Below are 9,302 nucleotides of genomic sequence, written 5' to 3' on the forward strand. Positions count from 1 at the left end.
TGGATACCGTGTCTCCTTTCCCGGGGAATGGCTATGGCACAGCGAAGGTGTAGCACTATTGGGATCAGTTATTTAGTCAAAGAGCTGTCACGAGAACACCGTTAGCTTAGCGTACGATTTTTTCCGAATTCTGCGGTTCCCCCCTCTTGAACACCCGCCAGCCACCGCGCTGTCGTTCCAGGACAATGGTCTCGCTCTGTTTACCGAACTTCACCAGGTGCAGGTGGTATCCGGCTCCCATCGGAGTGGGTGCGATCAGGGCTTTGGCAAACCCGCCCTGGTCGAACGTCCACTTTGCTTGCAGCTCTTCCATATCAAATCGCGCCTTTGATTCGTCAAATTAATAAAATGATTCTAGCACGATGACGTCATCCCCGCTTGGATATCGGGGATCCGCTATTTGGTGGCTGCCTTTGCCTGGTGGCGTCTGATGGTGGCTGTTGCGTTGGCGGCCTTGCGCATTGCCTCGTCCCGTTCCTTGGTGATCAGGGCTATGCGCTGATCCACCTCGGTAATAGCCTTGGTGGCCGCCTGCCATCGGCTCTCGGCCAACTGGATGTGCTGCTTCGCCTCGACCTGCTGGGCCTGCAAAACCGCCTGTTCCTGCTGCAATGCCGTGGTGGCATTGATTAGCGCCGTGGCCTCGGCCTGCTCCGCCCGCTGCTCGGCTTCGATGGCCACTTGCCGCAGCCGTTCCATCTCGCGCTCTTGGTCCCCTTCGTTTGCCCACCCGTACACCAGCCCTACCCCCAGCAATGCGAACGAGCCCCCTACCAGAATGCCGACCAGAGCCAGCGGCCACGCATGCCATAGAATGGGCCAGCCGGTGTACCAATCGCCGGATCTGGTTTCCGCAACGAAGTTGTTTACCCATAGTGTTCGGGCTAACAGGCTATCCACGTACCAGGCCAACGCCAACAGGCCGATCAGCAGCCCCCCTATCACCACACGTCTCATCGTAGGTATGTCTCCGTAATCTCGGGCCTGAAATGCCCCATCTCCTGCGAAACTGTCTCTAAAGCGGCGTCCCGCGACAGCCCCCGATTTTGCAGCTCGGTCATCCGTTCCTGGGCGTAGCTATGGCGCAGCCCGTGGGCTCCGGTCGAGCGCCCCATGGTGCGCTCGGATGCGGCTGAAACGGAGTTGGACCACCGTTGGCCGCCGCCGATGTCGTAGCTGGACTGGTAGAAAACCCCGCGGTCGGTCACGACCTGGGGGGCGTCCAGGCGGCGTTCCTCCAGCCGTGCCGCCAGTTCGTGGGGGATCATGACCTCACGGGTTAGCCCGCCTTTGCCTTGGACGGTGTAGATCTCGCCGCTCCTGCCTTTCCATTTGCTGTCCAGGGCGGGGCGGGGGTCGGCGGCCCGCTCGGCCACGGGGCGCAGGGTCAGCAGCTCATGGGCGCGCAGGCCCGCTGCATGGGCAATCTCGGTGGCCAGCGCGTTGTGAGGGGTCTGGGCACTGGCGATCAGCTCGGCCTGTTGCGGGGTGTAGGCGCGGCCCTCCAGCGTTTGAGTCAGCTCGGATTTGGTGACAGGGAGGCGTTCACTGGGGGCCAGTTTGCCGGTGACGTAGATCATCATGGCCTGCATCGACTGGCGTTCCATGTCCAGCGTCTTCTGGCCGACGGCCTGCCCGCGCTGCTCCAGGTAGCGGATGGCAAGCTCGGGGGTCATCGCCCGTAGCCCGCCTGGCAGGCGCTCTTGCTGCGTCCATTCGGCCACTCTGGTCAACCCCTGCTCGTAGTTGCGCACGGTGCCTACAGAGCGCAGGTGATGGCCCTGCAGGGATTTCATGACGTGGGCCGCTTGGGCCGCAGGGGCGCGAAAGGTGGCCATTAGGCGGCCTTTGGGTCGTGCTTGGCCAGCCACCTGGCAACGGTCGAATGGACCACTTTGATCCGGCGTTCCCGTAGCCAGCGTTGCAGCTCGGCGGTACTGGCCCCTGCCCGATGCAGGGCCAGCAGCTCCCCAGCGTGGCGATCCAAGCGGGAGCGGACAAAGTTGCGTTTGCGGATAGTGGCGGTCTGCTGACGCAGGGTGGCCAGCTCGGTGAGGGGGTCAAATACCATGGGGCCTCCATTGTAAGAACATCCAGCATCGATCAAATCGTGCTGCGGCAGTTACCTACCGATTCGCCCCTGTTTTTCCACCAAAGCGGACTGGCTCGGACCGTTCTCGCCATCGAGATTATCTAGTTCCCGTTCTGTCGCTTTCGCGTCTCCCATTTTCTTGTCGGGGTTCAGTGTGCTCGCCGTTTTTGGCAGAGTCTCGGATGGTTTAGCCTGGCTCCGGTATCGCAGGGCCCCTTAGAGGGGGGCGGGCTCACTACAAACGTCCCCAGCATAGGGCAAATATATGTGCTAATACAATGTGTGTTGTTTTTTGTGCGTAAATCTGATGCAAATCATATTCCCCGCTATGTAGCGACGAATTTATGAGTCGTACATAGCGGGGAATATGAGAGGCATAGAGGGAAAACCTGACGAGGGCGGGAGTAGGGCTGGCCAGGGCCATCAAAAGCCAAAATTGAATAATCGAAAATTCAAATTGATGGCGAGCTGGGGGAGGCGTGAGCCTGGTGGCGTCCGGCCAGGACGCTCACCGGGGCGAACGTCCTCCCAGGACAGCGAGGGACGCCTCTAGGGGGGGGGGGGGGTCGATGTCCCGGCCGGACATCGAGCCACCCGGGAGGCACCGGGGTAAAAAAGTGGGGGGGGCTGGCAGAGATCCTTCATACAAGATGGGTGAAGGAATTGTGTTTTCCACCGTGTTTTTTTGGCGCCTTCGGCCCGAAATCGGATCGAACTGCCACCCCGTCGGATCCAGCTCTAAAACCCCCTCAGATGCGTTGCAAACTTTCAGCATGGAAACGGGTCAGGCAGGGGGAGAAAGCGCGGCAGAATGCGGCTCAGGCGGTCGTTTTTCGGCAGGGGGCCGGTTTTACCAGGTGAAATCGGCAATTGAACATAATGGGCATTATGTGCACCGCATTCTGGGGACCAAGCCACAGAAATCCCAATGTCCCTGATCGACGGCGAGACGTATCCAGCAGATCTTTTGCTAAGGATAAGGGATGTTTGGTCCCACTCGACCGCAATGTTAGAACTCAGAACCACCCTTGCCATGCCCAATATGCCACAAACAACGGTGGTACAACGCCGAGACCAACTATTAGCAATGGCATTAGCACCGCGCTAGATAACAATCCAGCAACAACAAATAGCCCCCCCCAAGCAACGACTACCAAACCAAAGACAACAGCGACGGTTTTTACGTGGGCACTTGAAAATAGCTTGAAGCTGGCCATGAAAGCGCCGACTGCCGCGAGGCTAGAAGACACGATGGCCCTGAATGAAAGAGTAAGGAAGCCAGGGTTATCTATTTCACTTCCGCCTCCGTAATGCTCAGGAATGAAGAGTAATCCGTAAAGATTTAATAGCGACTCAATAATGGGGGCTGCGACGTAAAGGAGCAGAAAGAACACTACGGCGCTGACTATCGCCGCCCCTACGGTTTGGCCCCAATAGATCTGATTGTTCATGGTTGGGTCCTAACAATTTATTCTGTGGGTTGTCTATCTTTCCTCAATGACCAAATCAGGGCTTTTCTCTATCCCTGGGCGAGTATATTCGCTGTCATTTTCATTTAAACAACGGAAGTAAATGGTTACCGTCGTGTCTATATCCATTCTGGTTTTTGCAGTGTTTTCATTCAAAAACATGAATTTTTTACCAAGGCTATTACACTTTTCCGCCCCTGAGTTGAATGCACTTTGACGGGCTGACGCAGCATCACGGAAACCATCTGCTGTGGCGGAGACAGAATATGTGTCTTTGCCTACCTCAAGAACGTTACTCGTAGAGACGCAGCCCCCTAAAGCGAGAGTAAGCAGTGCTGCTGTTGTTTTATAACTCATTGATTTTATTATCCTTGTTTTTATCGAATAGGGTGATTGTGGATCATCCAACTCTATCCTTTTTTTATATAAGAATCAAAGCATTAGGTGATTACGCAACTGCTAGTGGTGGCTGTAACGGGTACTGGTTTGGTGCTGAGGTGTATCCCGGTCTGTCACCGCGCATAAGGGGCGTTACGGTAAACCCGCGCCCCTTTTTGCTGCCTGTTGTCCTGGGCCGATATCGAGGGGGGCGGTGGAACATAGCATCAATTTTACAAATTGATGCTTCGATTTGTAATTGTGAACCTGGCCGCTTTGCTATGTGTGAGCCGATAGCGATTCAACATAACAGGCATTAGGCGCATTATGTTTCTGGTTGGTGTGGCGCAATAATTCTCATGGTGAGAGGTAAATACAGAGCGTGAATCTCTGTTCTCCAATGGTTTCAGTTACAAGGTCACATAACCCCGGCAAATTACCACTGGCTGGGGTCATGTTATCCGCAATGTGGCGGTATTACCCAGTTCCATCTGGGGTTGGCGTATGCGCACGACTAGGGGCATTCATTTCTATCATGACTCTAAACGAAGAATGTATCTAGTCCGCGCAGAGGTTGCGCCCGATCACTGTATGGCGACTTTGCTATGATATGTCCCACGATAGAACAACGGGACATGGCAGTTAGTTTATCGCTTACGCCAGAACGCAGCATTGAGACATGTAGCTTATTCAGCCCGTCAGTAATCTGATCCGCAGCTGATCCGGGTTTCAGACGGTTCAGACCCCCATCATAGAAGCTTCTATCAATGCCAGTTCGCTTGATGAAAGAATGAACGAAATCAAAATCACTCGTAGCGGCGGCGTCTAATTCATATGCAATGACATCTGCGGTTGCACCATATTTGCGACAGATCACATCATAGAAACGAGCAGCGCAAATCATGATTGAAGGGATTATAATATTTCCCGCGTTCGCTTCTTCGACAAACTTCACAAGATTATCTGCTCCAATGCCACCCCGGTCGGCTGCCTCTAATTGCCATAGTGAAGCTTTTGCACGTGGGTGCCCTGCTTCCGCAGCTTTATACCAACAGTCTGCCGCGAGATCGAAGTCATACGGCGTTACGCTTCCCCCACCCCACAGAAGCGACAGATTGAACAGTGCCGAGACATGGCCGCCTTGCGCTGCATTGGCAAAATGCCTACTTGCGGCGTGGTAGTCGCTACCTTGTAAGGCGATGACGCCAGCAACATACTCAGTTTCCACACCTTCTGACGAACTCGTGAAAAACGGATTTTGAAATTCAGCCATGTTTCCTCACTACGATAATGGGGATTGTAGAATCATCAAAATAAAGCATTACTATGGAAGGTGCGAATAAGTCACCAAGTACAAAAATACGCCTTTGTAAGTATTTGAATTAAATCGACTAAAATTTTCAGTTTTGTTGTGGAGGGTGCTTGTTCTCACCCTCCCTAATTCTGTGATAATTATAGGTGGAGGTTAGCCTCTCTATGAACGTATCATGTCCAAGGATAGCCGGATGAAAGCACCTTTTTTGATAGCAAGTGCAATCCTGGTAACAGGCTGCTCCAGCAACATCTACCCCAGCTACCATGCGGGAAAATACTACCTGATGGGAGGGGATGATCGCTGCCAATACGTTCAGCAGGTATCTGACACCCGCATCATGTGCCTGGATGAAGATCGCAACGAAACCGGATACCGCGATGCGCTAACAGGAGATGAGCTTAATCACTATCTTGCGCAGCAGCAGATCTATCAGGCGCAGATGGCATCGCTGTCACAATCCATCGAGCAAATGAATCAGTCACTCAACAGTTATCAGCCCGTCTACCCGGCCATTCAAGTTCAGCAACCTACCCTTTCTAACGGATGGAACGGCACCAATTACCGTCAAGTCGGTAGCACCGTGCTTGGGACGGATGGTAGCAGTTACCGCCGTGTCGGGAATACGGTCATCGCTTCTGATGGCACGGTCTGCCAAATGGTCGGCGCGAACATACTCTGTAAATAGTTTCAAATTCCTGCTGTACCATTGTCAAAAACTATTTGAAATGACCGGTTGCTCTGGCAAGCCTAGTCTGAGTGGGGCATCCGAGTGAAAATGGTAAGTGTTTAGTGGTCCTTGACGGAAAGGTAACCCTATTCTGAAAGTCATCACCGCGCATAAGGGGCGTTACGGTAAACCGGACGCCCCTTTTTGCTTCTTATCAAAATCGCAATTACTGATTTCCGTATTTCAGCAAAAGCAGTTCGCGCACCTCGTCCGCGATCTTGGCTCCGCGCGATGCACATTGCATCTTGATTGCGCGGTGCAGGCTTTCGGGGATGTCGATGGTGAGCCGCTTCATCGACTCAGGTGCATTGCCGGTGCTGCGGTTCTCTACCCACTCATCGGCGGAGGCCTGCGCACTCTTGCTGGTCGGCTTGGCGCCGATGGTGACCTTCTTGCTCATCGTGCAATCTCCATCAATTCTGCCATGACGGCATCGATCTCTGCGGTTGCTGGGCCGGTCTCATCAGTTTCATGAACAGCGCGGCCTTGGGCTGCGGCCTCTGCGAACACTACGCGCTGGGTGATGCTGGCGGTTAGGACAGGTATGGGGTAGGCGGCCAGAGCTGCACCAACATCCCGCCCTATGGCCGTATTTGCGATTTTACGATTAACCACAAAAGCGGCTTTCAGTCCTTCCTTGTAGATGCGAGCCTCTTCAATCAGCTTCACCACCTCGTCTGCTGCCCAGATGTCGTAGGGACTGGGTTGTACCGGGATCAGCACCACATCAGCGGCCATGATCGCGGAGCGAGCGAGGTCGGTTACCCGTGGCGGTCCGTCGATGACAATGTGGTCATAGCCCTGGCCGAGTTGTCCGATCTCCTTATGCACGGTGGCTCTGGGGAGGCCGACGACCGAGAACAGGGGCTCGCCATCACGAGCTGCGGCCCAGTCCAGGGCGGAGCCTTGTGGATCAGCATCGATCAGAAGAACCCGAAAGCCGCGGCGGGCCAAGCTAGCCGCCAGGTTCACGCTGAGGGTGGTCTTGCCAACGCCGCCCTTCTGGTTGAGCAGTCCGATGATCATGGTTGAATTCTCATTATTTGTGGTTTTGTAAAAATACAGAAAACCACATGCAATGGGCAATCAAAATAAGTACCAGACCCAATACGCTCGTCCCGTCAGTTCTCCCGAGTTCTGGTTGTGCAACGGTATTGCCAGCATTACAATGTAATTGCGTTTGAAATTACAAGGTGAGGTGGTTATGGGTACGATTAACCTGCGCATTGATGACGAACTGAAGGCTCGTTCATTTGCGGTGCTGGACAAATTGGGGGTGACCCCCTCGGATATTATCCGGCAAACCCTGGAATATGTGGCCTCTCAGGGGCGGAGCCCGTTTCGCACTACCGTGGTGACGGAGGATGAAGAGGCCCTGTTAGCCATCGTGCGAGAGCGTTTGGCCAGCCCGCAGAAAGGCATCAAGGTATCGCTGGATGACCTTTGAACTCGAGTTTGATCCGCGAGCGTGGAAAGAGTGGAAAAAGCTGGGTGATACCGTTCGCCAGCAGTTCAAAAAGAAGCTGTCAGAGGTGATCGAGCGCCCCAGGATTGAGGCAAACCGGCGGAATGGGATGCCTGATTGCTACAAGATCAAATTGCGTGGCGCGGGGTATCGGTTGGTTTATCAGGTACAGGATGATCGGGTGGTGGTATTCGTGGTCGCAGTGGGGAGGCGCGAACGGGAAGAGGTGTATCTGGATGCAATGTCGCGTCTTGATTAGCGAAAGTTTGTAAGGTGTGACCACCTGCGGTAACGTACTGTCCAGAAAAGACAAACCCCGAATCTCTGTCTCAACTTGGCGGAAGGGTTCAGAGAGTTCGGGGCTAGGCATTAAACCTATGGGAAAAGTCTAACACATGGATCAGCCCAAACAACCCTTCGTTTTCTCTTGTATGAAGGATTACGGATTTTGCACCGCCAATTTGCGCGGTGCTCGATGGTAAAATCAGTCTCTCAAGCCTCGTTTCTAGAAAGATTGCCTCACCGACCCTACTGCACCGATGATCCGGCGCAGGGGCTGTTGATCCGCTCGCAGGCCACTGCACTGGCCTATCGCCATATCCAGCACAACCCGCCGCCGCACGTTGGCACCCTGGTGTTCGATGTCGATCGGGCCGATGGGTACCACGCCTGGCGGGATGCCAATCTGCCTGCTCCGCACTGGGTCTGCGTCAACCTGCGCAACGGCCATGCCCATCTTGGCTATCAGTTGGCTACCCCAGTTGCCCGTACCAGTGCCGCCAAGCAAAAGCCCCTGTGCTATCTCGCCGCCATCGAACACGTGCTGGCGTGTCGACTGGGGGCGGACATGGGGTACGCAGGCCTTATCACCAAAAACCCCACACACAGTGATTGGTGGACTGTTTGGCACCCCATCGAGCCCTATTCACTCGACTACTTAGCCGAGTTCTGCTCCGATAACGATCTGGCTGCCTACAGCCGCCGCAGCCGTAAGGAAGCGAGTGGGTTGGGGCGTAACGTCACCTTGTTCGATAACGTGCGGGAATGGGCCTATAGCGCCGTCAGAGGGTATTGGCGACCCAATGGCTACGACGCCTGGGCCAAGGCCGTCCGCGCGGCCTGTGACAGTGCCAATGCGTTTGGGCTGGAGCAGGGCGGCCCGCTGCCACCCAACGAGATCAAAGCAACGGCCAAGAGCATTGCCCGTTGGGTATGGCGGCACTTCACCCCGTCAGGATTCAGCGCTATCCAGGCGGTCAGAGGGGCCAAGGGCGGGCGCATCGGTGGCAAGGTATCCAAGGGTGGGGGCAGACCAAGCAACAGCGGCAAGGCCCGTGCAGACCTGTTGCCGGAGGTGCTGCAACTCAAGGCTCAGGGCTACAGTAACCGCGACATTGCCGAGGATCTGCAAATCTCGGCCAGTACCGTCAGCCTGTATCTCAAACGTGGGCGCGAGTGATCGAAACAAAGCCATATCAGATAACAGCGCCCGAAGGGCGTTTTTGTCTGATATGGCTTTGCCTTAGAGAGCGGATCTTGGCGAGGTGGGCAAGCGCCCGAACCGGAGGCCGTCCATAGGCCGTTGGTTTGGCCTGTGGGCGGGGGCGTTGTCCACGGAGCGGGGTGAGGCTGGCCTTTGTCTTGGCCCTCAACGACTGCTCAGGTCGATCTCGATACGCCGAAAGCCAATGCCATTGGCGGTGTTGGCGGCGGCATCGATGCTCTTGGGGAGCCCGCAGAATTCGGAAAAAATCGTACGCTAAGGTTTTCCGGGCATCAGTAAGGGCCGAAACTTCCCGTCTTCCAGTCTGCGGCTCTGCCGCCAGACGTAATCGCCGGTTAGGTTGATGTGCTCC

The 9,302-nt window shown here is 55.1% G+C and carries 13 protein-coding genes; 4 read left to right on the forward strand and 9 right to left on the reverse strand.

The window, feature by feature from the left end; genetic code table 11:
* Positions 1 to 106: 106 nt before the first annotated feature.
* The 7 genes from OKC40_RS20970 to OKC40_RS21000 all read right to left on the reverse strand — a co-directional run bounded on the left by OKC40_RS20970 (position 107) and on the right by OKC40_RS21000 (position 5,212).
* Complete coding sequence (locus OKC40_RS20970) at positions 107 to 313, reverse strand: plasmid replication protein RepB (protein ID WP_270796856.1); 207 nt, start codon at positions 311 to 313, stop codon at positions 107 to 109.
* An 83-nt stretch (positions 314 to 396) separates the two neighbouring features.
* Positions 397 to 957 carry a hypothetical protein gene (locus tag OKC40_RS20975; RefSeq protein ID WP_128318416.1) on the reverse strand — a complete coding sequence of 187 codons (561 nt, stop codon included), beginning with the start codon at positions 955 to 957 and terminating at the stop codon, positions 397 to 399.
* Entirely contained in the window at positions 954 to 1,796 is an 843-nt protein-coding gene (locus OKC40_RS20980; protein WP_270796857.1) for a site-specific integrase, read from the reverse strand. The genes OKC40_RS20975 and OKC40_RS20980 overlap by 4 nt, the downstream gene beginning before the upstream one ends.
* 41 nt (positions 1,797 to 1,837) lie before the next feature.
* Positions 1,838 to 2,071 (reverse strand): hypothetical protein, encoded by a 234-nt coding sequence (locus OKC40_RS20985; protein WP_128318414.1) that lies wholly within the window; start codon positions 2,069 to 2,071, stop codon positions 1,838 to 1,840.
* A 1,037-nt stretch (positions 2,072 to 3,108) separates the two neighbouring features.
* Positions 3,109 to 3,543 carry a hypothetical protein gene (locus OKC40_RS20990; protein ID WP_270796859.1) on the reverse strand — a complete coding sequence of 145 codons (435 nt, stop codon included), beginning with the start codon at positions 3,541 to 3,543 and terminating at the stop codon, positions 3,109 to 3,111.
* A 33-nt stretch (positions 3,544 to 3,576) separates the two neighbouring features.
* Positions 3,577 to 3,969 carry a hypothetical protein gene (locus OKC40_RS20995; protein WP_270796860.1) on the reverse strand — a complete coding sequence of 131 codons (393 nt, stop codon included), beginning with the start codon at positions 3,967 to 3,969 and terminating at the stop codon, positions 3,577 to 3,579.
* 511 nt (positions 3,970 to 4,480) lie between these two features.
* Positions 4,481 to 5,212 (reverse strand): hypothetical protein, encoded by a 732-nt coding sequence (locus OKC40_RS21000; protein ID WP_270796861.1) that lies wholly within the window; start codon positions 5,210 to 5,212, stop codon positions 4,481 to 4,483.
* Positions 5,213 to 5,444: 232 nt separating this feature from the next.
* Here OKC40_RS21000 and OKC40_RS21005 point away from each other — a divergent pair, with 232 nt between their 5' ends.
* A complete protein-coding gene (locus OKC40_RS21005; protein ID WP_270796862.1) occupies positions 5,445 to 5,939 on the forward strand; it encodes a hypothetical protein in 495 nt (164 codons plus the stop codon).
* Between the two features lie 208 nt (positions 5,940 to 6,147).
* Here OKC40_RS21005 and OKC40_RS21010 read toward each other — a convergent pair whose 3' ends face one another.
* Both OKC40_RS21010 and parA read right to left on the reverse strand, forming a co-directional pair.
* On the reverse strand, positions 6,148 to 6,381 hold the full coding sequence (locus OKC40_RS21010) for a hypothetical protein (RefSeq protein ID WP_270796864.1): 234 nt from the start codon (positions 6,379 to 6,381) through the stop codon (positions 6,148 to 6,150).
* Positions 6,378 to 7,007 (reverse strand): ParA family partition ATPase, encoded by a 630-nt coding sequence (gene parA, locus OKC40_RS21015; RefSeq protein WP_270796865.1) that lies wholly within the window; start codon positions 7,005 to 7,007, stop codon positions 6,378 to 6,380. The genes OKC40_RS21010 and parA overlap by 4 nt, the downstream gene beginning before the upstream one ends.
* A 178-nt stretch (positions 7,008 to 7,185) precedes the next feature.
* Between parA and OKC40_RS21020 the strand changes: the two genes are divergently transcribed.
* From OKC40_RS21020 to OKC40_RS21030, 3 genes are all read left to right on the forward strand, one after another.
* Positions 7,186 to 7,428: a type II toxin-antitoxin system RelB/DinJ family antitoxin gene (locus OKC40_RS21020; protein WP_068979438.1), complete on the forward strand. Its 243-nt coding sequence runs from the start codon at positions 7,186 to 7,188 to the stop codon at positions 7,426 to 7,428.
* Entirely contained in the window at positions 7,418 to 7,705 is a 288-nt protein-coding gene (locus OKC40_RS21025) for a type II toxin-antitoxin system RelE family toxin (RefSeq protein ID WP_270796866.1), read from the forward strand. Before OKC40_RS21020 ends, OKC40_RS21025 begins: the two co-directional genes overlap by 11 nt.
* A gap of 255 nt (positions 7,706 to 7,960) precedes the next feature.
* Positions 7,961 to 8,905: a replication initiation protein gene (locus OKC40_RS21030; protein WP_270796867.1), complete on the forward strand. Its 945-nt coding sequence runs from the start codon at positions 7,961 to 7,963 to the stop codon at positions 8,903 to 8,905.
* The last annotated feature ends 397 nt before the right edge of the window (positions 8,906 to 9,302 follow it).

Origin of the sequence: Aeromonas sp. QDB11 (genome assembly GCF_027705265.1) — a bacterium.
In the GTDB taxonomy this organism is placed as follows: domain Bacteria; phylum Pseudomonadota; class Gammaproteobacteria; order Enterobacterales; family Aeromonadaceae; genus Aeromonas; species Aeromonas allosaccharophila.

Excerpts from the sequence above, each read along its gene's own strand:
- OKC40_RS20970 (WP_270796856.1), bottom strand. The coding sequence starts at position 313 with ATGGAAGAGCTGCAAGCAAAGTGGACGTTCGACCAGGGCGGGTTTGCC.
- OKC40_RS20975 (WP_128318416.1), bottom strand. The coding sequence starts at position 957 with ATGAGACGTGTGGTGATAGGGGGGCTGCTGATCGGCCTGTTGGCGTTG.
- OKC40_RS20980 (WP_270796857.1), bottom strand. The coding sequence starts at position 1,796 with ATGAAATCCCTGCAGGGCCATCACCTGCGCTCTGTAGGCACCGTGCGC.
- OKC40_RS20985 (WP_128318414.1), bottom strand. The coding sequence starts at position 2,071 with ATGGTATTTGACCCCCTCACCGAGCTGGCCACCCTGCGTCAGCAGACC.
- OKC40_RS20990 (WP_270796859.1), bottom strand. The coding sequence starts at position 3,543 with ATGAACAATCAGATCTATTGGGGCCAAACCGTAGGGGCGGCGATAGTC.
- OKC40_RS21000 (WP_270796861.1), bottom strand. The coding sequence starts at position 5,212 with ATGGCTGAATTTCAAAATCCGTTTTTCACGAGTTCGTCAGAAGGTGTG.
- OKC40_RS21005 (WP_270796862.1), top strand. The coding sequence starts at position 5,445 with ATGAAAGCACCTTTTTTGATAGCAAGTGCAATCCTGGTAACAGGCTGC.
- OKC40_RS21010 (WP_270796864.1), bottom strand. The coding sequence starts at position 6,381 with ATGAGCAAGAAGGTCACCATCGGCGCCAAGCCGACCAGCAAGAGTGCG.
- parA (WP_270796865.1), bottom strand. The coding sequence starts at position 7,007 with ATGATCATCGGACTGCTCAACCAGAAGGGCGGCGTTGGCAAGACCACC.
- OKC40_RS21020 (WP_068979438.1), top strand. The coding sequence starts at position 7,186 with ATGGGTACGATTAACCTGCGCATTGATGACGAACTGAAGGCTCGTTCA.
- OKC40_RS21025 (WP_270796866.1), top strand. The coding sequence starts at position 7,418 with ATGACCTTTGAACTCGAGTTTGATCCGCGAGCGTGGAAAGAGTGGAAA.